The organism is Paenibacillus kribbensis (genome assembly GCF_001705305.1).
GTDB classification, from domain to species: domain Bacteria; phylum Bacillota; class Bacilli; order Paenibacillales; family Paenibacillaceae; genus Paenibacillus; species Paenibacillus kribbensis_B.
Window position 1 is genome coordinate 273,324 of the sequence record NZ_MCBP01000007.1, and the last position, 21,214, is coordinate 294,537.

Consider the following 21,214-nt stretch of genomic DNA (forward strand, 5'->3'; position numbering starts at 1 on the left):
CTTATTTATTAAAGCACCTGGTCGGTGCTTTTTTTGTTGCTTCTGAGTTTTTTCACGCTATATCCTCGCAAAATCTCTAAAAAAACGCTGGTCGCTTTGGTCTCAAATACCGCAGAAGGGGTCAGAAAAGAAAATTTTCGAATAACCGGGAGATTACGGATATCTAATATTTTTAGTGTACCTAAAGTGAGTTCCTTCTGAATGACCCATTGGGACAGCAGCGAAATCCCCAAGCCTGCTTCTACAGACTCCTTGATGATCTGTGTGCTGCCAAAATCCATCATATGAGAAGGGGAAAACTGAAACTGCGCAAACATCCTTTCAACTGCTTCCCGGGTTCCAGAGCCTTCTTCGCGCAGAATCCAGATCTCCTCTTGCAGCTCACTTAAATCCACTGGAGGTCTGCCAGCCAAACGGTGATTTGGTGGAGCGACGATAACCATTTCATCATCAGCAAATGATTCAATATACAAATGATCATGCTGAAATTCTCCTTCAATAATTCCTACATCCAGCTGATTACGGATAACCAGTCTTTCGATTTCTTGGGTGTTGCCAATAGTAATGGAGGGCTGAATGAGCGGATATTGCACTCTCATTTTGCCAATCACATGCGGCAGCACGTACTCGCCATACGTGTAGCTTGCACCGATAGACAGGTTCCCTTGTGCCGTATTCATCAGCTCATCCACCAAATACTGCATTCGGGCGTTCATGCGGATGATCTCCTGGGCATGATGATACACAATTTCACCTGCTTTGGTTAAGCGCACATATTTGTTGCTCCGTTCCAAAAGGCGGGCTCCTACGGTTCGCTCCAGCGTTTGAATATATTGACTTACAGCAGGCTGAGTCATGTGCAATGCTTCAGCAGTTCGTGTGAAGTTTTGTTTGTCCACGACCATAACAAATACGATTAAAGATTGATCCAATGCTCATTCCTCCAAATCGATCATATCTGTTTACTTATTATAATTATAATAATGATTTATTTTTCTTATGACAAAAAACGGATTAAGCTGGATACATACAGAACTGGAGGAGTCACCATGAGCAGTCATACAAAATACATCAAATTATCATCAAACAGGAAGCGATGGCTCCAATGTGTACTAGGTATCGTACTAACGATGATATTCGCGTTGGCAGGCTATGCTCTGAACGAATTGCCGGGTGTTCATTATGTCGGCCCCTTGGCTTGCGCCATGTTTCTTGCTGTCCTGTACCGGCAGTTGCAGGGGTATCCTGAAGCTGTACGCCCAGGGGTTGAGTTTTCGGCTAAAAAACTGCTGCGAGGAGCTATTGTGCTTTATGGGCTAAAGCTTAATATGGATGTTGTCATTCATCAGGGCCTGGGTTTGCTTTTGCGTGATGTAGGCATTGTTATATTTTCTATCTTGTTTACGATTGGGCTGGCCAAACGTTTCAAGGCAGATGCTTCGCTGTCGCTTCTTCTCGGTATTGGAACGGGAGTTTGTGGTGCAGCAGCCATTGCGGCTGTTTCCCCCTTGTTGAAATCCAAAGACGAGGATACGGCCATTGGAGCTGGATTAATCGCCTTGGTTGGAACGGTATTTTCCATTTTGTTTACAGTGCTTCGTCCATGGATTCCTTTGACGGATATACAGTACGGAATCTGGTCGGGTAGCAGTCTGCATGAAATTGCACATGTGGCCTTAGCTGCGGCGTCTGCCGGACAGGATGCTCTTGCGATGGGCCTGTTGGCCAAACTGGGGCGTGTCTTTTTACTAATACCGCTCAGCTTTATTTTAATGTACTGGATGAAACGCACGGGGAAGCTCAGTTCAGAAGCAAAAGTAGAGTTCCCTTGGTTCCTCATTGGCTTTATCGCTACAAGTATGTTGGGCAGCTATGTTTTTGGAAAATACATTGTAGTTCCTTCAAGACTGATGAACGGACTTTCCCAAGTTGCTACATTTATGCTAACGATGGCTATGGTAGGCATGGGGCTGAATGTAAGCTTTAAGGCTTTGCGGGAGAAAGCGCTGCTTCCCTTACTGGTGCTGTCTATCACTTCGATCATGCTTGTAGGTTTAACCTATTTAACAGTGTGAATAAGAGAGAAAATATTCATTCGTATGTGCTGAAAAATCAGTATAAACACCTGAAAGAACTCTGCTTGCTGTATAGCGGGCAGAATTTTTTTGTACAGTGAATGAGTAAGTTTTAAATATATGCTAAACTAATCGTAACTTTTTACATATTGTTCGCGTCTATCAAAATAAAAGGTTTTGAGATCATAGATTGCAAGATGATAAGCGAAAATTTAGAGAATGGTAGGGTACATATGAAGAACATTCGTTGGTTTGCTTTTTTGTTTTTATTTTTACTCGTATTTCCAGAAGAAAGCCACGCTGCATCTTCAAGCTCACATATTCAGCTGGACGGTAAAGATATAAGTGTTGCAGAGGGAGTTCAGATTCAGGAGGTAAAGGGGAATGTGCTGGTCCCACTTCGTCTCATTGTGGAGGAATTAGGTTATAAGGTCAATTGGGAGTCCAGGACAAGTACTGTAACTATACAGAATCAAGATAAGAATCAGAATCTCAGTCTTCAGGTCAACAATCCCATTGCCTCTGTTAACGGACGACAAATGGGATTAGCAGTAGCTCCATTGCTTACAGGAGGGACGACCTATGTTCCGATTCGCTTTGTATCTGAACAGACGGGAATTGATGTGACCTGGAACAGCGAGCTTAAAACAGTGATCCTGACTACTCCAGCTACCTCAAATGGGAATAGTGAGTCTTCCCACGGAAATTCTGCCACTCAGACTGTCACTGATGTGGAAGAGAGTGCACGTGCGGCTATCAGCCAAATTAGCTTTACTGATCATCAATTAACCATTGCAGTGAATGGAAAAGTAAGCCCCAAAGTAACTACGTTAACTAACGCAGATCGTATTGTGGTAGACATTCCTGATTCAAAACTCTCTGATGATTTTCTATCATCACAATCTTTTGACAAAGGTGGACAAGGGGCTTTTCCAGTTACAGATGATCCTGATGTTTCACAAGTCAGATACTCTAAATTTAGTACAAATCCCGCTTCAGTACGCATTGTGGTAGATTTGAATAACAGCACATCTTATCATGTACAAAATGCGGATGACGGTAAGGTTGTTATAGCATTGGATCAGAAAACAGAGGAGGCGACACCTGCCGGGCCAGATACAGCTATTACACCAACTGAGCCTTCGATTGCTTCCGACGGACATGCGCAGGGGATTGACGTTTCCCACTACAATGGCAATATCGATTGGCAGCAAGTGGCGGCGGCAGGCAAGACTTTCGCTTTCATTAAAGCAACGGAAGGGACCCAATATCAAGATAATCAATTTTTAGTGAATGTCCAGGGGGCCAGAGATGCCAACATATTGGTCGGCGCTTACCACTTTTTGAACGCGACTACTGTGGATGGGGCTCGTCAGGAAGCTGCTAATTTTGCCAGGGCTATAGATTCAGCAGGAGGCAGGCTGGATCTGCCTCCTGTGCTGGATTATGAAAATAACCCCAAAAATCTTTCTCCCGCACAAATTAGTGAAGTGGCTCATGCTTTTTTGGATGAAATGGAGAGGCTTACCGGGCGCCAGCCAATCGTATACACAGGCAATGTTTTTGCTTCCAAGTTTGACCCTACGTTTTCTATGTATAAACTATGGGTAGCCAGATACAGCACTACGCAAAAGCCGACTGCAGTTCCAGCCTGGAATAGCTGGTGGGCTTGGCAATACAGCAGCACAGGCAGTGTTCCGGGTATCCGTGGCGCGGTGGATTTGGATGAATATAACGGAACGATCGATGAATTGCGTTCTTCACTGGCGGGAGAGCTTGATTAGTACGATATAGCACGATAAATCCTCGCGAATCTGGATAGGATCTGCGAGGATTTTTGTTGTCTGATCGTTTAGCTGGGCATAATCCATACAATTTCGCTGATTCGAACAAAGTATTTTTTTCCGTATATATCTAAAATGACATGGTCAGGCTTACAGTCCACCACGCATCCGTCAATCCTGCCACGTGTTGTCTCTAGCACAACATATTTGCCGATCACCGATTTTAATGTTTCTACTACACACGGATCTACAGGATATACCACGACATGGTGAGGGGTAAGGTGATGGGGAAAAGGTTGATTGGTGCTGTAACTGAACGCTTGATTTGAATTCAATTGCTTCACTCCTTAAGATTAGTTATGATATCGTATGCTCCTGCCCAGAAAGGGTGTATGCTTCTGCCTAGAAAGGGTATATGCTCCTGCCCATAAACGGAAAGAGTCACAACATTGCCAAAAAGCCCGGTCCACAAGGAAACTCAATACATAAGCTATGTTGTACCCTGAATTAAAGGAGGAACTTATCCATGAGTGAATGTGAAAGAGGTTATGGCGGCGGCGGCGGATACCCAGGTGCTTGGACATCAACAGGTGCTATTCTGGTATTGTTCATTCTTCTGGTCATCATCACCAAGTCTTTATGGGTCTAAATTGAAATGAGTAGGTTAAACCCCTCATCGCTATATAACCGGTGAGGGGTTTAATCATTTTAGAATAAGCTGGATGGTTTATATAATAAAGCACCTCAAATCGCAGTGTACAAAGCCCTGACACAATCTGTGCCGGGCTGGACAGCTGTCATATGAGGTGCTTGACATGTGCATACAGGGCATGACACGGATCACGGATTAAATTAATGCAATTGCAAGCAAGGTGAACAGGCTCAAAGTTAAGATTTGCTCATTAACTCCCCAGTAAGGATAAAAGCCAGATGTTCGTACACAACCTTTTGACTCGGGTTTTAAGTACACGTTATTACGATCGACATCCATAATCGTTCCTACATACTGTTTTCCGTCCATTGTTAGAATACGCACCTTTTGGTTCATACATTTCATGCAGCTGTAGTAAGCGTCCATTCAATCACCCCCTCTTGTACATTCGCATTTTATGAGAAGAAGGGTCTAATGGTAACGGCGAATATACAGGAAAGGGGGATTTAATCCCAACTTAGGGTCTGATCAGGGTTAAGCCTCCTGATAGGGATTAAAGGAAAAACCGGGATATTCGCTTGTATATGCGTAGCTTCTTTCAGGGCTGGTCTGTTGATGTGCCACAGTATCGGCAAGTCTCACATGTATGCCCGGTTTTCGGAGCGGCTGCTTGCAATCCTTGGGAGGGCCGATGAGGACAGACTTTTTAATAGGGCTGAGCGCCTCCTGAATTTTATTCTCATTCAGGCAGTACGTATGAGCCAGAATATTACTTGGCGTTAACCGCAAGACGTCGGAGCCAAGAATGAATTCAGGGATGGGGGCATTAAATATTGTTAGCAAATGAGTGTTGTCCATCGTAGCAACGAGATAATGCCACCATCCCTGAGGGACGTTAGCCACCTGACCAGGTGTAATCGGGAAATGTCGCAACTCGCTGGTAAACGGATTAATCAGCGATACCGTTACTGCTCCAGTGATGCAGTATACCAATTCTGTGGCATTTTGATGGTAATGAGGTTCTACCACGTTGGCCGTACTGAGTCGGATGTCCAGCAACGATACATTTGCCAACGTATTCAATTGTTGGATCGAAAGCTCGTTAATCGAATTTTGAGCGTCCTTTTGAAACAAAACATTGTCGCTTAAATTATAGGTAAATTGTACGGAGGGAGAGGTGTAATCCACATCTGCATTCACGTGCCGTTTCCTGCCCTTCTGTTATTCCAAATTTGATGATCGTACAGCTACCTTATGTATTTGCCTATCTATGTGTGCATGGGCAAGATTCTGGGTTCCGGGCGAGATGAAGACGAAAATAGCGAAAAAAGTCACGTATTCAAGTGTGGTCAGAACAGGGGTTCATTGCCTCTATTACGCTTCAGCTCTTTAGAACTTGCGTTTATTGGCTGGTGTAGTCTTAGGACCAGAGCCGGATGATACGTAATTGCGGCTTGTGGTATACTGCAACGGACGTGTGAAAGAAGCTTTGTCCGATTCCATATGTAGCAACGCGTCTTTCCGCAGCTAGGCAAATAAGCTATGGCAGAAGAAACATCATCGGATAAACGCCCCTGAGTTGTACAGGCCGGAATGATTGTACCGGACAGAACATGAAAGAGGAGGTTGTCTGGAATATGAAAAAACGATCTATTTTAATCCTGTCCTGCGCGTGTATGCTGGGCACTGTCTTATCAGTCGCACCGGGGCAAGCATCAGCGTTGAAGAAGGGGGTTCAGAGCGTTCGGGTACTGGAGCTTCAGCAGCAGCTGCATTCGCTCGGTTATTTCAAGGCCGGTTTTACTGGGTACTATGGTTCTCTGACCAGTAAAGCAGTAGCCCGCTTTCAACGAGACAATGGCCTGACGCCTGACGGTGTAGCGGGAGCGGCTACACGGGCCAAGCTGGATTCCTTCGGCAAGGTGCGCTTAACTGCTTTGGAACAGTTGGCCCGGATCATTTATTCGGAGGCACGAGGAGAATCATTTGAAGGACAGGTAGCTGTTGGCGCTGTCGTATTAAACCGTGTACAGTCCAGTGAATTTCCAAGCTCGATTCCGGACGTTATTTTGCAGCCGGGTCAGTTCACCGCTGTACAAGATGGTCAATACCGTCTCAAGCCAAATCAGACCGCATACCGTGCGGCAAGACAAGCACTGAATGGTGCTGATCCGACGAATGGGTCCTTGTATTATTACAATCCGGCCATTGCCACAGCCAAATGGAGTAAAAGCCGTCCGGCTGTCATTTCGCTCGGCAGGCATACGTTTACGAATTAATTCAATGTAAGCTAATAACTTGTTATCCGCCACTGCTCCTGTAGTCAGAAGCAGTGGCGTTTTTTTGTATATTCACAAATTTGTAAACTATTAGTGGTGATTTTTTTAGATTAATATTAAAAAATCTACATATTTTTCCGATATTCTTATAGTCCGATATTCTTATGGGAAAAAATTGAAATCAAAGGAGTATTGCTAAAATGAGTCAACATCCTTACAACATTGAAGTGAATCAAGCTATGAAAACGGTACATATGGCGGTGAATGGAGTTTTTAGCCAAGAGGAGTATGAGAGTTTCGTAAGAGATTATGCAGCCAAAACTTCGAGCATTCAGGCATCCGTGTTTACTCTTACGGTAGATTGCACCCAAATGGAACTGCTGGGCCCGGAAGAAGTAGAGAAATTGAAGGGCTCTTTTGTGCGTTATAAAGAAACCGGATTTGCCAAAGTAGTTTTCCACATCAGCCTTCAACAAACAATTATTAAAATGCAGCTCGGTCGTGTAGCACGTGAAGCAGGTTTAAACAACGTTGATATTGTTGTAAAATAATGCTCCGAGGTGAGTGCAAGGGGGAACTGCCGGTGAGCCATATTAAGATGAAAGCATTGGGTGTTTATCATCCGTCCCATTCACTGGATAACGAGTATTACATTCGCCATTTTGACGAGCAAGGCAAAGATATTCGACGCTTTATGGAGCATATGGGCAGAAAAAAACGTTATATCATTGATAATCCGGATGAGAACGGTCTGACGATGGGAATTGCAGCCGCACAAAAAGCGCTGGAACAAGCCGGTATGACAGGTCGTGATGTGGATATGATCGTGTTCTCCAGCCAAGTTCCTGAGTCGCTGTTCCCGATGAATGCGCTGTTTGTTCACCAAGCGATTGGGGCCAGGCATGACGTAGCTGTGATGGATTCTAACGCAAACTGTGCAGGTATGACAGTCGCTGTTGATCAAGCCAGCCGAGCGATGCTGTCTAATTCCGATGTGCGGACAGCGCTTATCATTGGCTCGGATTATAACTCGCTTATTTCCGGTCCCGAGGATGAAATTACTTATGCGAATTATGGAGATGCTGCGTGTGCGGCCATTTTGGAGCGTACAGAAGAGGATACCGGCTTTATAGATTCCATGTACTTTACAGACCCGATCAATATAGATAAAATTTTATATCCGGCTCAGGGATTAGCGGCAACACTTCAAAGGAATGCACCCGGAAAATACATTCAGTGGCTTCCGTTTGATGCCAATATGGCATTGCCCCCAACATATGATCTGCTTGAACGTATTTTAAAGAAGAATGGACTGGCACCTCAAGATGTACGGGCTTATTGCCTATCTCAGTTTTCGTTGGCAAATGTGTTGAAGATCCAGGACCATTTGCAGCTGGAGGACGCCCAAATGATCTATGTGGGTGATCGCTATGGCTACACGGGCACCAGCAGCCCGTTCATTGCCTTGTATGAAGGCATTGAATCCGGTCGCATCCGGCGCGGTGATTATGTGTTGTTCTGGACGATTGGAGCTGGATATCAACTGGTTGCTATGCTGTTTAAATATTAAGAATACGAAAGACCTTGCGGCCGCAAGGTCTTTTTTGAGCATTTTGTAAATAGGATGCTTATGATATTTTGATTGTGTTATGTTCGATTATTTTGTAAAATTTAAACATTAAATTCATAAGGGGAGCTTATATTGCGGGTATTTAATAGATTGACAGTTATGGTGAAAAAAACGGACAAAATGTACAACAGGAGATGAAGCGCGTATGAAGATGGAAAATTTATTTTGCGGAGAACGAATTAAACTAGCCGCAGTGAGAGAAGAGGATGCCGAGGTGATGTTCAAATGGGGAGAGGATGCAGAGTATCTGCGAAATGTAGATACGGATCTGGCACTCCCTTACACATTGAAGCAGATGGAGTCAGAAGGGACTCCAAGCCCTAATGAGGTGTATTTTCGATTAAGAACATTAGCCGATGATGTCCTGATCGGTTTTGTTGCTATTCATGGGATTGAGTGGAATAATCGAACCGGGCAGCTTGCAATTGGCATTGGCGATATGGAATACCGCGGCAAAGGTTATGGGGCAGAAGCTGTGCGTCTCATTCTTCGTTATGCCTTTTATGAATTAAATTTGAACCGGGTCGGATTGGATGTCATTGAATACAACAATCAGGCCATTCGGACCTACGAAAAAGCAGGCTTTCAGCTTGAGGGAAGGGTTCGTGCCGCTGTTCTGCGTGATGGTAATAGCTATGACCGTATCATGATGGGAATCCTGTATTCTGAATGGAGTGCGGCCGTAAAAGGATGATGGTCTACACAGTTTGTTCATAAAATATTCCATAAAACTCCTTCTAATATGGTAAAAAGAGGTTTATAGTTAGATTGTCACATGCTGAAATGGCTTTCGTTTCGGCATGAGTCAAAGTTGAGGAGGAATTTACATGGAAAACGTTGTAAGGTCCGTTACTTCACCCAAAAAATTTATTTCTGGTCAAAATCTGCTCTCGTCATTAAATGACTACATTAAGGATTATGGCGATAAAGCCTTTGTTATTTGTGATGAGTTTATTCTTGAAAGGGCTCAAAAGGAGGCTGGTGCTTCTATTCAAGCAGCCGGTAACCAGGCGATTTTCGAGAAATTCCAATATGAGTGTACGAAAGAAGAAATTGAGCGTAACCGTGAATTGGTGCGTAAGCATGGCTCAAACATCATTATAGGGATTGGCGGCGGTAAAACGCTGGATACTGCCAAGGCAACCGCTTATTATGAAAAGCTGCCTGTCGTTATTTTCCCGACAATAGCTTCTACAGATGCCCCTTGTACCGCGCTCGCGGTTATTTATAAGAAGGACGGCTCCTTTGATGAATATCTGTTCCTGCCTACTAACCCGGACGTTGTACTGGCAGATACGGGCATTCTGGCAGCAGCGCCTGCGCGTTTCTTTGCAGCCGGAATCGGTGATGCGTTAGCGACTTATTTTGAAGCCCGGGCTTGCTATCAGTCCAACGGGGACAACCTGGTTTTGAACAAGCCTTCCACCACAGGACTGGGACTTGCTCGTCTTTGCTATGAAACGCTGCTGGAAAATGCAGTGAAGGCCAAACGTGCCGTGGATCGTAAAGTATATACTCGTGCGGTGGAGGACACGATCGAAGCGACCATTTATTTGAGTGGTGTCGGTGCGGAATCAGGTGGGTTGGCAGCAGCACACGCTATTCATAATGGTATGACGGCTGTTCCTTCGCTCCACAAAGCACAGCATGGCGAGAAGGTTACATTTGGTCTGTTAACTCAGCTGGTGCTGGAAAATGCTCCGAAAGAAGAACTGGAAACCGTAATTAAGCTGATTAAGGATGTAGGTCTCCCGTTGACGCTTGGTGATTTGGGGGTAGAGGAATTTGTTGAGGCCGAATGGCGTCAAGTAGCTGAGACTGCTTGTGCATCCAATGATACGATGGTCAACATGCCATTTCCAGTCAGTCCTGACGACGTGTACAATGCTATCATTGCAACGAATGCAATAGCAGAATCCTATAAATAATAGATTCTTCGTAATTTATGCAAACAGCTTTACAAAAACGGGTCTGTCACATCACTGACAGGCTCGTTTCGTTTAAGTGCAAAATCATATGAAACGGGTAAAGAGTACCAAGGACTTATATCCTATCTTGTTCTGACCGATATACATGTAACAGGGAAATTAGGATGTTACAGCAGGAGGAGATTTGATGTTGGTACATGGTAAAACACGAAGAGGCAACTTGTACATCCATATGTCCAGCGGTTTTCACAAAATTGGGGATTTTCGGGAAGAATATTCTGTAGTACCGGGTGATCGGCTGATGTCAAGACTGACCAAGCGGATCTACACCATTGTATCCGTGCATCTTGGTGAAGAGGCGTATGCCGATATCGATCTGGAAGAAGTAATCAGAAATAGTTAAGGACTTATTTGGGTTTTATTATAAAAAAGCTTCAACCTCACTCATAGAACGAAGTTGAAGCTTTTTTGTCCTTTCAGCGGAAGGACTCATGGAGAAATTCTCGTGTGATAATATTGTTCTGGTTCATAAAATGTCTGATCGCTGCCTGAGAATTGGCTGCCGACAGTTCCTTTCCCCATGTCATGGCATAGGCCCAGGCGGGCTGATTTTGCAACACCTTTGCACTCGGCAAAATATCACTTTCCCCGATTCCGATAGGCTTGCCCTGCGCAAGCTTTAGCAATTCGGTGTAGTAGGAGGCTTTGTAATCATTGTTGTAGATATCAGCTGCGAGAATATCCACACGATGAATGCCTGGAAAGGTTCGATTATAGGGGGTGCTATATGCGTTCGGAGCATTGGGACTCCATACCCACAACAGGTTATCGAGATGATGGACACGTACAAACCGATCATACATCAGATCCCACAGCTTGGCGTAATTTTGCTTGTTCCCCCACCAAAACCAGTTGCCGTTCATTTCATGATACGGTCTCCATAAAACAGGCACATCTGCGTCTCGCAAGGTCTTAAGTGACAGAGCAGCCTCGTCCAAATCAGCGATCAGCTGTTTATATTGAGGGGTGCCTGGCGTAATATAACGATTGAACTCAGCTTGAGTCATTTTAGCTTGTACATTCTTCCATGTTTTGGGTGTACCCGGTAACGCTTGATGAAAGGTGATAGCTACGATCCCGCCGTCCTCACTCCATCGAATAGCGCTGTCCACAACACGCTGCCGCTGTTCTCGCAAGGCAGTACGGGACTGATTGGCCAATCCTCCAAACTCATAGCCGTGCAGCCCTGCGTATTGGCCACTGATTTGTTGAAGCTTGTTATTTTGTTCATCTGGTGCCTCCAAGTAATCGTGCTGCCCGGAGATCAGCATACCCGCAGGCACATTGGAAAGGTAGGCAAGTAGCTGCTTTGCTTCAGCTGAGGCTTCAGCATTAACAGGTGGGGCGGCATCAGCTATGATAAACGATTGCTGAGAGCCGCTAAAAAGTAAAACAAGCATTAGCAGTAGCACCCTCTGTAACCAAAAGCGTATTGAGTGAGATTTCATGGCGCTCCTCCTTTGATGCATGTTATGTGACTAGCCTTTTCCTTTTTGTTTTCTAAGCTGTATGCATGCGCTAATCATGATCACTAGCAGACAAATCATTGTCCAACCATTGAACTCCTGTGAATATATCCAGTTTTCCCATACAATGAAGCCTACTATCAAAACGAGCAAACCCAGTGTAAGATACATTTTGGTTTGTGCTGGACGACGAGTGTGCTTGGAAACCCAATGTACAATGCCCAGAACGATGGCTGACTGAAATAACAACAGACCCATTAACATTATAGTAGCTAAAAAGAGTGGTGACATCGGTATCCTCCTTCGGAATTACAATCAGAATATGCAGGTTTGTAACCGGGATGCGAATTCTTGGATGTAAATCCATCAGTGTTGGGGAAGTAGTCATACTCTGATTACGTTCTTGAACAAGTTGACTAAATTATACCATAACTACCGTCCTGCAATGAAAGGCGTCTAAATACCCACTCTGCCCTAATTCGCCATCGTACTTTATATTCAGTGAAATATCGACACGTGGTTGTACACTTCATAAATATGAAGACACAGTGGGAATATGCAGTAAGCAGCAAACGATAATTGCAGGCGCATAATCAACGCGAAATCAGAGGTGAAATTTGGTATCATGAAGATGATACTGATTAGGAGGTCGTGCACATGAATGAAGCTAACAGACCGTTTTCTACGCCTGTAGATGCTGAAGGAGCCAAAGCAAACTTTGATGTGAATCAGCACAAGCTTCACTCTGAGGGAGTCTCTGGTTTATGGCGTCAGGTCAGTAACCTGCTTATTCTGGTTGGGGTGATTGCGTTGATTATTATTTTAAGTCGGTTGCTCTAATTCAAAATCAATCGAATAGATGAGCAAAATGAAGGAGATGAGATGGTGTTAAAGGCAGCGTTGCTTTTTATTCTGGCTGGCATCGCAGAAATTGGAGGAGGATATTTGATTTGGCAATGGCTGCGTGAAGGGAAGACATGGTATGTCGGACTTTGCGGCGGAGTGATTTTGGCTGTGTATGGGATCATTGCAACCTTTCAGGTTTTCTCATCCTTTGGGCGTGTGTATGCAGCATATGGAGGTGTCTTTATTGTTCTTTCTATTGCATGGGGCTGGTGGATTGATAAAAAGACACCTGATATGTACGATATTATTGGTGGATTGATTTGTTTGGTTGGTATTGCTGTCATACTTCTTCCTCGCTCAGGATGATAGGACAAAAAACCCTTTTTTATTTTATAAAACATGACTATTGATCTACAAAACTAAGCTTCATATTCCGAAATAGAACTTAAGGAGGGGGTTCTATGAACTGGAATCAAATGAAGCTTAGATTGAAACTAGGAAAAGCTTTGCCGAAGACTGAAGGTAATTTCTCTGTAGGTATTGTGTGTGGGCTTGTCATAAGCACTATGTTGTGGATTTCGATTATTGGCTGGATTATGCTTATTTTCAAGTGATTTTGCGAAATCACTGTATATACGCAGACTCAATTATATGTGGATCACTAGGTCTGGTTTCCTATGCTTTATTTTGTAAAATCGTTCCGCAGCTTATCGATTCCATGGCCTACGGCTTCATCAATCATGTCGGTAGCAGCAGGTGTATCGGCATCGGCGTCAGGAATACGATTAAATCCCGGCTCGCGCTTGTCCAGGGATTGTGTATGCTTGATTTGATCGTCAGTACGCTTCTTTTCTTCGGAGTTATTTTCTCTCATAGCGCATCACAAGCTCCTTTTTAGGTCAGTATTTTGCAAAATCCTCAGGTATATATTCAGATGCTACACTTTACATAAACGCTTAAGCTCCAGTTGGTAAAAATAAAACCGGGGAGGAATTGAATCCCGCCCGGCACTTCCCAAACAACTAGCGACGCCCCATCAGATCAATCGCTCCCAGAACAACATGAGCCAGTCCGAAACCGAGAATGCCTGTAGCTGCAAGTTTGTACCTACTGCTTAGCAACGCAGCGCCTGAAGCCGATACTACCGTTCCGAGAACAGCTGGAATCATACCTTCACGCATTCGTAACACCCCTTCTGGTAGTTTGGAAAGACGTTTATTAGTGTAATTCAAATGAGCTAAAGTTATTCAAACAGATTATTTTATTAATTTTGAAAAAAACACTTTACAATGTGATGAAATTGTCGTATTATATGTTGGTGACCAATTGAACGGTATTTACAAAATGAGAACAAAAGTTGAATGTTCCTCTGATACTTGTAAGACAAGTAAGTGTAAAAATAACGTTCCTAAATGCATGCCGGGGTGGCGGAATTGGCAGACGCACAGGACTTAAAATCCTGCGGTAGGTGACTACCGTACCGGTTCGATCCCGGTCCTCGGCATCCTAGTTTTTTGTACGAAACCCTTGATACTCAAGGGTTTTTTCGTTTTTTTAGGAATTGAGATCATAGCGTCCATATCACAGGGATTGAGTACCTTTTTCGCTTTTGGGGACGGATTGGGGACGAACTTTTGGATCGAAGACGTCAAGGTGAGTTGTCGTTTTGCGGCTGAGCTTCTTGGTGACGTGCGCATAGGTATCTGTGGTCACCTGAGAAGTGGAGTGTCGCAGTCGATGTTGAATTTCCTTGATTGATGCACCCTGCCCCAGCAAATAGGTTGCGTTCGTGTGGCGGAGTCCATGGAGGGAAACATTGCGGAATCCGTTCCGCTCACACCAGTCTTTCCATCTTTGGGATAGCGTTGTGTGATAATAAGGCTTCCCCGTCCCGGAGTGGAAAACGAAGTTACGATCCCCACCTTGCCACGCTCCCATCGCCTTTGCCTCAAGCCGTAATTTACGCATAGCTTTGACATGGGCGGCTAGTTCATCCATATACCATTTAGGCATATCCACGTAGTCATCGGAGGCTTCATTTTTTGTGCCGGTTATGTCTGCCTGTCCATTTTCGGTGTGCGAAATGTTTTCGTCGATACGCAACCGATTATTTACAAAGTCGCAATCATCTTCGTCTAAAGCAATCAGTTCCCCGCGTCTGAAACCTCCAATTATTGCTCCGAGAAAATAGAGTCTCCAAACCGAATTGCTCTGTATTAACGTATCAATGACCTCGGTAGCTTCTTCTTCCTCAAAATAGTTCTTTCGATCTTTTCGCGTCTTCTTATCCTCTTTACTGATCTGAGGACGCTGGATACCTTCCAGTGGGTTTTTGCTTAGGACGCCTCATTCCACCGCTCGCTTAAAAATGCTCATGGTCACATCATAAATGTATTGAATCGTGCGAGATTTAATGGTTTCTTTTCCGCCGCGGGTATCAACACGCGCACCAGGCTTCCGTCAGTCGTTGAATAAGGTCACTAGTCTCATTGTGGTGATCTCATCCAGTCGCAAATGCCCGATAGCCGGCAAAACATGATGGTCAATTTTAGAGCAATGTGATAGATACGTCGTCCGCTTTAGTCTTGGTTCGGCGTCTTTGGGCTTCCATTCGTTCTCGTAGATGTCCTTGAATGTGAGCTTAGACGGTGAAATGTAATTGCCACTCATTTGACGGCAAGTATTGGTATGTATCTGTTGGATTCGAACAAGAACAAGAGCAACAAGAATTAACGAGCGAGATCATTGGCATTGACGTTGGCATTAAAGATCTGGCGGTATGCAGCAACGGAATAGTATTTAAAAACATCAATAAGTCTGTCGCCGTAAGAAAGACGGAGAAACGCTTACGCCGATTATAGCGCAAGTCTTCTCAAAAATACGAAATGAACAAGGAGAAAACCGTTTTGCCAAGACATGCAACATTCTAAAAGTTAAAAAGTTGATTCGTTTGCTTCACCGGAGAATAACGAATATCGTACCAACCACATTCACCAAGCGACAAGCGCCATAGCAAAAACCAAGCTGAGCGTCGTTGTAATGGAAGACTTGAATGTGAGTGGAATGATGAAGAACCGTCACATGAGTAAAGCGATTGCAGGTCAGAAGTTGCATGAGTTCGTTCGGCAAATGGAATATAAGTGTGAAAAGATCGGTGCGAAATTCTTTCAAGCCGATAAGTGGTTCCCCTCATCTAAATTGTGATTCATGCTGCGGTCAGATCAAGAAAGACCTTAAATTGTCTGAACGTACCTATGAATGCCAATGCGGATTAAAGCTGGATCGCGACTTAAACGCGACTATCAATCTATCGAAATTGGCGCTCTGACACTTGCATGTTTTCGCCAATGTGTAGGATTCGTTGCATCCGAATTTACGCCTGTGGAGTGTTATACCAAACGCGAGTAGCTACGCAAAAGCGGGCACGTCGAAGCAGGAAGCAAACAAGACTTGTGCAGGTTTGTACAATCTCTTGGCAACGGAACAACAATGACAGATAAATCAAACCACGTTAGGGGACAATTAAAAACAAAGATGTAGACGAAAACAGAAGTTTCCCTTACATCTGAATAGAAACCTCTGATCAGTACTAAAGCATTTTTATGGTCTTTAATATATTTATAAGCTCATCATATTTGGTGGCTTTTGCAAGTAAAATGTCCTTTAAAAAAGATTGAAGAACAAATACAACGTAAATTAATGCAAATGCAAAAAATATCAACAAGAGAATCATCTGCCAGCCCTTTGAAATTTGGCTTCCTACAAACTCGCTCCATAAAGGGAATAATATCAAGCAAGATAGAGTTATAGGCCACCAACGTTTGTTCTTAATGTTAGTACTTTTCATTGAGAAGTACTCAACTAAACTATCAATATCTGTATCTTCAAAATCTAAAGACTTAAGCTTCATTTTTATCTCATGGCATTTATATGCAAACAGAAAATTAGCATCGTAACTTAATCTAATTTTTTGTTTTGTTATAAGTGGTGCAAATTCAGGATATTCCTTTATAGCGGATAAATGAGACAACCCAATAGAGAGTATTAGAAGTGAAAGTGTTAATAATAAACCTAAAATGCTGATTGCCGCAGGCCACCATCCACTAACTTTCATAAAAAATAAAATGCTTATTATAATTAGCACTAAAATAAATAAGGCCATTGCTCCGCTTAAAGTAAGAAGTGCTTTTCGATCATTGACCATGATCTTCATAGTAGAGAGAGAATTAAAATGTTCTTCTAATTTCTTAGTATTGGTGAATGAATCAACAGTTGAGTTTTGGGTCACAATGTCCACATCCTAATGTAATATTTTTCTATTCATAACTACGATATTATGAAATTTGGGTTTCGTCTAATTAACTCAATTAACATATAAATATCTAATTGGGGTGATTCCACCGATGACAAGAAATGGAATAACGCAAATGAAAGAAGATATTGAAGACAATAACAAAATTATTCAGGTAAACTTTTTCGACGATATCCAAAAGGACGATATCAGAAAAACCAAGTGATTGCTGAACAAATATACTGATCTAGTCGGTGCAATAAAAAACTATGAATATTCACTCCAGCTGTTGGAGAACGGTATGGCTGCGTATGATTTGCTTTCGACGGAAGGATCGGTTGCCAAGCGAGTTTCGGGACAAGAATTGACAGCAGATGTGAAAGCGAATGCCGTTCTACTAAAAGACCAGCGCCATGTGAATTATAAATTCTATCAATTCTTTACGAATAACATCAAATTTGCAATAAACAATTTACGCGATAAGCACGAGGAATTGATAGTAAAGCTGCTGTTTCTGGATGGAACGAAATACCTCAAAGCTCAAACAGTACATGGAAAAAGGATATCGTAAAGACATACCAGGTATTTCAGCGACGACCTTTACAGATAAGCGGCGTAGGGCTATTGCAAACATAGCAAAAGTCTAAAGATCAACCGGACATTGGATTTTGTCACTATCGACTATGGTCGGGGACGAAACAAGGAAGGCGAAATCGGACTCAGGATGCCAGAAGTAAATTAGACCGTAAGGGCTTAAGCCTTTACGGTCTTTATTTGTTATGGAGAGCAAGGTAAATCCGTAGTAGGCACGTATTAGAAAGGATTACACTTTATTCAGGAACAAATTAAAGCCATTAGGAGGAACAACAATTATGTCTACACAACCACGTTTCGCATTTCTCAGCTCTGACGGTATTCTGCACTTGCATGATGAGGAGCACGCCAAGCAACACGGCAAGCACGTAGAGACCTCGCTGACCGATGATGAGAGCGGCTACCCAGTCGTCGAAGGTCAGGGCGTTGTCTACTATGCCCGTGAAGACAAAGCATACGTTAAGGGCAACAAGTCTGACGGTCAGCTCATTTGTTACGCCGCCAGTGCTCAAGCAGCTCGCAGCAGAACTTCTGTAATGCCTTCCCGACTCCGGTCGGGTTTGTGACGTAAACAGGGAACAGCGGTTCAACTCCGCAATACGTCAAAAAAAGGTGCTTGTTATAGACGCCTCATTCATTCGAGTGAATTAAGGATAAGAACGGCAGTGTTTTATGCTGGGAATAAGCAAAGGCACGGTTGAAAAGTATGACAACAACCACAAATACAGATAATAGAAGATTTGAATTTTTTGATTATTTTTATTTAAAAATAAATATATTGTATAGAATGGATAAGCATATTACAATATTTTCAAAAGGAGATGATGATATGAAAAAACTATTATTGGCTGCCTCAATGGTTTTGCTCTTATCTTTAAGTGCTGGTGTAGTAAATGCATCTGCTGCGTCCAGTTCGACTCCCGCTCCTCAAAAAGAAGTATTCGCTAAATACCCTATTTACACGATTACACTAAAAGTCGGACAAACTTATCAACTACCTTATGCATATGGTTACAAGTATTATAATCTTGGTGGTGAGGGTTATTTTTCAATCGGTATAGGAGGAGAAGTGACAGCATTAAAAGCTCCCCTCACTGAGCGCGATTCCCTAGTTGGCTCTGTTGGTATTTTAGACAAAAACTTAAACGAAGTTGCTGAAGTTTATATCATGATAATGCCGCAGTAATAACGAATCAGAAGAGTGATATATTGAATTCATAAAATAACGTAAAATAAGAGGCCGCTGAACTTAGAGGCTTCTTATTTTTGTTCAGGGAACTTTTCCTTAGCTTCAGTTACATTAAGAAAAGGGGGTGAACAATAAGATATGGGACGAAAGAGAGACCCAAAACGGGACGAAGCATTCGATTTATACAAAGTCAGTTCCGGCAACATACGTCTCACAGATATAGCCTCTCAACTTAATGTATCTGAAGGTACGGTAAGAGGATGGAAGGCTAAAGATAAGTGGGAGAACATGCTCGGGAATGAAACGGAACATACGGAACGTTCTAATAAAAATGGGACGGATCAAAATAACGAAACTTCAAATGAAGATGAAGACTCAACAGCATATTCGGATGAGCTTTTTCTAAAAGCTGTTCAAATTGTAGCCGAGGCCAAACAAGCTTCGGTTTCTTTATTGCAGCGAAGAATGAGGATAGGTTATAGCAGAGCAGCCCGACTAATTGATGAAATGGAGCGACGCAAACTCGTTGGTACATATCAAGGTGATAAGCCGAGGGAAGTATATGCTACCCTGCTTACAGTTGATGCGCTCTCTAAAGAATTAAAAGTTACTACTTTAGAAATACGGAATGCTCCGAAACAGGTACCGGAACGCTCCGGTAATATGGAACGTTCTAAAAAAGTACAGAGCGCTCCAGTGGTTGTTGAAGAACCTGAAATTCCTGATGAGGATGGATTAACCCCTAAGCAGAGGATTTTCACTTATGAGTATCTTAGAGACTTCAATGCTACGAGGTCAGCCATTGCGGCGGGATACAGCAAGAAAACTGCCTACCAGATTGGTTTCGCTCTGTTGAAGAAAGTTGAAATTCAAAACATTATTCGGCAGCTTAAGGAATCCATGATAGACGAGGTAGGTTTGAATGCCCAACGCGTTCTAATGGAGTACATGAAGATCGCGTTTGCAGACATTACGGATTACGTAGAATTTGGTCAGAAGGAAGAGGATGTTCTTGGATTGGAAGGAGAACCGGTCTTTGATTCAGAGACTGGAGAAACGAAGAAGTACAGATCCAATTATGTCTCTTTTAAGAACAGTGATGAAATTGATGGAACGCTAGTTTCAGAAGTCAAGCAGGGTAAGGATGGAGTCAGTGTTAAGTTACACGACAAAACCAAGGCATTGGACGTGCTTACTAAATACATGGATTTGTTACCGGATAAACATAAACGAAGGATCGAAGACGAAAGAATCAAAATGCAGCGTGAGAAACTGGAGCTTGAAAAGTCGAAGGTCACGGGCGAAGGTGACGCAGAAGATGAGCTTATTGATGATTGGGTAGAGGCGGTGGTAGGTGATGAAGAATTCGCCGGAGACGAAGCGGAGGCTTCAAGCATTCAAGAAACGGATTCCTGAGTACCGCAAGAATCCCATATTGTTCTCTGTCAAGAGATGCTTAAATTCTATCCTGACGATTGGCAGGCAAGCACCTTATGGATTTAGCCAATAATCCTCGTGTTTCAGTTCGTTCAGGTCAGGGTGTGGGAAAAACAGGATTAGAAGCGGTAACTGCATTATGGTTCCTGTCTTGCTTCCCTTATCCTAAAGTGATTTGTACAGCTCCTACAAGACAGCAGTTACATGACGTATTATGGGCTGAAATTAATAAATGGCAGTCTAAAAGTCCGGTATTAAAACGAATCCTGAAATGGACTAAGACCAAAATCTATATAAAAAATTACGAGGAACGCTGGTTCGCTACAGCTCGGACCGCTACTAAGCCGGAGAATATGCAAGGATTCCATGAAGACTATATGCTTTTCATTGTAGATGAAGCTTCAGGTGTTGCCGATCCAATCATGGAGGCCATTTTAGGTACGTTGTCTGGCGAGTTCAACAAAATACTGATGTGCGGCAACCCGACAAAAACGTCGGGTGTTTTTATGATTCACACAATAAGGACAGAGCTGATTATATAACACGTAAGGTATCCTGCTTAGACAGTCCAAGAACCAGTAAAGATAATATCGCCATGCTCAAGCGGAAGTATGGTGAAGGCAGTGATGTATGGCGGGTACGAGTTGAAGGAGAATTTCCACGAGGTGAATCGGATACATTTATTTCGTTGGAAGTAGCTGAATTCGCAGCTAAAGAAGTGAAGCTGGAACCTGTCGGAGACATGCTAACTATAGGCGTGGACGTTGCACGGTTTGGTGACGATGAAACCTCAATGTTTGCTGGTATAGGCCCAAGGATTGTAGGGGAACACCATCACTTCAAGAAAGACACAATGGTAACTGGATCGGCTACACTTAGTTGGACAACAAAAATAAGGGCTTGTAGAATAAACATATCTTCATAAGGAGCGGATCATCTACATGCCTAAACAACGACGTACCTTTACAGCAGAGTTCAAGAAA

Annotated in this window: 25 protein-coding genes, 1 tRNA gene and 3 pseudogenes; 19 read left to right on the plus strand and 10 right to left on the minus strand. The window is 43.3% G+C overall.

Features of this window, described 5'->3' with window-relative positions; genetic code table 11:
- Positions 1 to 8: 8 nt before the first annotated feature.
- The gene (locus BAZ21_RS15250; protein WP_068502273.1) at positions 9 to 932 is read right to left on the minus strand and encodes a LysR family transcriptional regulator; all 924 of its coding nucleotides are present in this window, start codon (positions 930 to 932) and stop codon (positions 9 to 11) included.
- Between the two features lie 117 nt (positions 933 to 1,049).
- Here BAZ21_RS15250 and BAZ21_RS15255 point away from each other — a divergent pair, with 117 nt between their 5' ends.
- Complete coding sequence (locus BAZ21_RS15255; protein ID WP_068502276.1) at positions 1,050 to 2,075, plus strand: YeiH family protein; 1,026 nt, start codon at positions 1,050 to 1,052, stop codon at positions 2,073 to 2,075.
- 233 nt (positions 2,076 to 2,308) lie between these two features.
- Positions 2,309 to 3,859, plus strand: coding sequence for a GH25 family lysozyme (locus tag BAZ21_RS15260; protein ID WP_068502280.1), 1,551 nt, complete (start codon positions 2,309 to 2,311; stop codon positions 3,857 to 3,859).
- A gap of 68 nt (positions 3,860 to 3,927) precedes the next feature.
- Here the strand turns inward: BAZ21_RS15260 and BAZ21_RS15265 are convergent, their stop codons facing one another.
- Positions 3,928 to 4,194 carry a DUF2642 domain-containing protein gene (locus BAZ21_RS15265; RefSeq protein ID WP_068502283.1) on the minus strand — a complete coding sequence of 89 codons (267 nt, stop codon included), beginning with the start codon at positions 4,192 to 4,194 and terminating at the stop codon, positions 3,928 to 3,930.
- A gap of 191 nt (positions 4,195 to 4,385) precedes the next feature.
- Between BAZ21_RS15265 and BAZ21_RS29675 the strand changes: the two genes are divergently transcribed.
- Entirely contained in the window at positions 4,386 to 4,508 is a 123-nt protein-coding gene (locus BAZ21_RS29675) for a hypothetical protein (RefSeq protein WP_256021231.1), read from the plus strand.
- Between the two features lie 198 nt (positions 4,509 to 4,706).
- Here BAZ21_RS29675 and BAZ21_RS15270 read toward each other — a convergent pair whose 3' ends face one another.
- Both BAZ21_RS15270 and BAZ21_RS15275 read right to left on the minus strand, forming a co-directional pair.
- Positions 4,707 to 4,937 carry a hypothetical protein gene (locus tag BAZ21_RS15270; protein WP_068502285.1) on the minus strand — a complete coding sequence of 77 codons (231 nt, stop codon included), beginning with the start codon at positions 4,935 to 4,937 and terminating at the stop codon, positions 4,707 to 4,709.
- A 108-nt stretch (positions 4,938 to 5,045) separates the two neighbouring features.
- Positions 5,046 to 5,711: a cupin domain-containing protein gene (locus BAZ21_RS15275; RefSeq protein WP_068502286.1), complete on the minus strand. Its 666-nt coding sequence runs from the start codon at positions 5,709 to 5,711 to the stop codon at positions 5,046 to 5,048.
- Between the two features lie 437 nt (positions 5,712 to 6,148).
- Between BAZ21_RS15275 and BAZ21_RS15280 the strand changes: the two genes are divergently transcribed.
- The 6 genes from BAZ21_RS15280 to BAZ21_RS15305 all read left to right on the plus strand — a co-directional run bounded on the left by BAZ21_RS15280 (position 6,149) and on the right by BAZ21_RS15305 (position 10,751).
- Positions 6,149 to 6,790 (plus strand): cell wall hydrolase, encoded by a 642-nt coding sequence (locus BAZ21_RS15280; RefSeq protein WP_068502288.1) that lies wholly within the window; start codon positions 6,149 to 6,151, stop codon positions 6,788 to 6,790.
- Positions 6,791 to 6,990: 200 nt separating this feature from the next.
- Positions 6,991 to 7,341, plus strand: coding sequence for a hypothetical protein (locus tag BAZ21_RS15285; RefSeq protein WP_068502291.1), 351 nt, complete (start codon positions 6,991 to 6,993; stop codon positions 7,339 to 7,341).
- Between the two features lie 32 nt (positions 7,342 to 7,373).
- Positions 7,374 to 8,360 (plus strand): ketoacyl-ACP synthase III, encoded by a 987-nt coding sequence (locus BAZ21_RS15290; RefSeq protein WP_068502293.1) that lies wholly within the window; start codon positions 7,374 to 7,376, stop codon positions 8,358 to 8,360.
- 205 nt (positions 8,361 to 8,565) lie between these two features.
- Entirely contained in the window at positions 8,566 to 9,114 is a 549-nt protein-coding gene (locus BAZ21_RS15295) for a GNAT family N-acetyltransferase (protein WP_068502295.1), read from the plus strand.
- A 133-nt stretch (positions 9,115 to 9,247) separates the two neighbouring features.
- Positions 9,248 to 10,348 carry a glycerol dehydrogenase gene (locus BAZ21_RS15300; protein WP_068502300.1) on the plus strand — a complete coding sequence of 367 codons (1,101 nt, stop codon included), beginning with the start codon at positions 9,248 to 9,250 and terminating at the stop codon, positions 10,346 to 10,348.
- A 187-nt stretch (positions 10,349 to 10,535) separates the two neighbouring features.
- On the plus strand, positions 10,536 to 10,751 hold the full coding sequence (locus tag BAZ21_RS15305) for a hypothetical protein (RefSeq protein WP_007431136.1): 216 nt from the start codon (positions 10,536 to 10,538) through the stop codon (positions 10,749 to 10,751).
- Between the two features lie 73 nt (positions 10,752 to 10,824).
- On the opposite strand, the gene BAZ21_RS15310 is transcribed toward BAZ21_RS15305, so the two are convergent.
- The gene (locus tag BAZ21_RS15310) at positions 10,825 to 11,856 is read right to left on the minus strand and encodes a glycosyl hydrolase (RefSeq protein ID WP_068502303.1); all 1,032 of its coding nucleotides are present in this window, start codon (positions 11,854 to 11,856) and stop codon (positions 10,825 to 10,827) included.
- Between the two features lie 675 nt (positions 11,857 to 12,531).
- Here BAZ21_RS15310 and BAZ21_RS15320 point away from each other — a divergent pair.
- The 3 genes from BAZ21_RS15320 to BAZ21_RS29025 all read left to right on the plus strand — a co-directional run bounded on the left by BAZ21_RS15320 (position 12,532) and on the right by BAZ21_RS29025 (position 13,334).
- Positions 12,532 to 12,714: a hypothetical protein gene (locus tag BAZ21_RS15320; RefSeq protein WP_068502312.1), complete on the plus strand. Its 183-nt coding sequence runs from the start codon at positions 12,532 to 12,534 to the stop codon at positions 12,712 to 12,714.
- A 45-nt stretch (positions 12,715 to 12,759) separates the two neighbouring features.
- Positions 12,760 to 13,086 (plus strand): YnfA family protein, encoded by a 327-nt coding sequence (locus BAZ21_RS15325; RefSeq protein ID WP_068502349.1) that lies wholly within the window; start codon positions 12,760 to 12,762, stop codon positions 13,084 to 13,086.
- A gap of 95 nt (positions 13,087 to 13,181) precedes the next feature.
- The gene (locus BAZ21_RS29025; RefSeq protein WP_007431132.1) at positions 13,182 to 13,334 is read left to right on the plus strand and encodes a hypothetical protein; all 153 of its coding nucleotides are present in this window, start codon (positions 13,182 to 13,184) and stop codon (positions 13,332 to 13,334) included.
- Positions 13,335 to 13,402: 68 nt separating this feature from the next.
- Here the strand turns inward: BAZ21_RS29025 and BAZ21_RS15330 are convergent, their stop codons facing one another.
- Both BAZ21_RS15330 and BAZ21_RS15335 read right to left on the minus strand, forming a co-directional pair.
- On the minus strand, positions 13,403 to 13,594 hold the full coding sequence (locus BAZ21_RS15330; RefSeq protein ID WP_068502314.1) for a hypothetical protein: 192 nt from the start codon (positions 13,592 to 13,594) through the stop codon (positions 13,403 to 13,405).
- Positions 13,595 to 13,742: 148 nt separating this feature from the next.
- On the minus strand, positions 13,743 to 13,901 hold the full coding sequence (locus tag BAZ21_RS15335; RefSeq protein WP_068502316.1) for an asparagine synthase: 159 nt from the start codon (positions 13,899 to 13,901) through the stop codon (positions 13,743 to 13,745).
- Between the two features lie 237 nt (positions 13,902 to 14,138).
- Here BAZ21_RS15335 and BAZ21_RS15340 point away from each other — a divergent pair.
- Positions 14,139 to 14,224, plus strand: a tRNA-Leu gene (locus tag BAZ21_RS15340).
- 77 nt (positions 14,225 to 14,301) lie between these two features.
- Here the strand turns inward: BAZ21_RS15340 and BAZ21_RS15345 are convergent.
- Together BAZ21_RS15345 and BAZ21_RS30240 are read right to left on the minus strand one after the other, a co-directional pair.
- Entirely contained in the window at positions 14,302 to 15,045 is a 744-nt protein-coding gene (locus BAZ21_RS15345; RefSeq protein ID WP_084011668.1) for a site-specific integrase, read from the minus strand.
- Positions 15,046 to 15,180: 135 nt separating this feature from the next.
- A complete protein-coding gene (locus BAZ21_RS30240) occupies positions 15,181 to 15,390 on the minus strand; it encodes a hypothetical protein (protein WP_084011670.1) in 210 nt (69 codons plus the stop codon).
- Between BAZ21_RS30240 and BAZ21_RS29680 the strand changes: the two are divergent.
- Positions 15,387 to 16,048: pseudogene (locus tag BAZ21_RS29680) on the plus strand (RNA-guided endonuclease InsQ/TnpB family protein); the annotation flags it as partial. The gene BAZ21_RS30240 and the pseudogene BAZ21_RS29680 sit on opposite strands and share 4 nt — an antisense overlap.
- A gap of 261 nt (positions 16,049 to 16,309) precedes the next feature.
- Here BAZ21_RS29680 and BAZ21_RS15350 read toward each other — a convergent pair.
- Complete coding sequence (locus BAZ21_RS15350; RefSeq protein WP_068502320.1) at positions 16,310 to 17,008, minus strand: hypothetical protein; 699 nt, start codon at positions 17,006 to 17,008, stop codon at positions 16,310 to 16,312.
- 139 nt (positions 17,009 to 17,147) lie between these two features.
- On the opposite strand from BAZ21_RS15350, the pseudogene BAZ21_RS30115 reads away from it, so the two are divergent.
- From BAZ21_RS30115 to BAZ21_RS15375, 5 genes and pseudogenes are all read left to right on the plus strand, one after another.
- Positions 17,148 to 17,753 (plus strand): annotated as a pseudogene (locus BAZ21_RS30115) (hypothetical protein).
- Between the two features lie 130 nt (positions 17,754 to 17,883).
- Positions 17,884 to 18,171: a hypothetical protein gene (locus BAZ21_RS15360; protein ID WP_305953038.1), complete on the plus strand. Its 288-nt coding sequence runs from the start codon at positions 17,884 to 17,886 to the stop codon at positions 18,169 to 18,171.
- 140 nt (positions 18,172 to 18,311) lie between these two features.
- Positions 18,312 to 18,791 (plus strand): hypothetical protein, encoded by a 480-nt coding sequence (locus BAZ21_RS15365; RefSeq protein ID WP_141694982.1) that lies wholly within the window; start codon positions 18,312 to 18,314, stop codon positions 18,789 to 18,791.
- 141 nt (positions 18,792 to 18,932) lie between these two features.
- Entirely contained in the window at positions 18,933 to 20,210 is a 1,278-nt protein-coding gene (locus BAZ21_RS30070; RefSeq protein WP_068502325.1) for a terminase small subunit, read from the plus strand.
- 36 nt (positions 20,211 to 20,246) lie between these two features.
- Positions 20,247 to 21,108 (plus strand): annotated as a pseudogene (locus BAZ21_RS15375) (DEAD/DEAH box helicase family protein); the annotation flags it as partial.
- Positions 21,109 to 21,214: the final 106 nt, after the last annotated feature.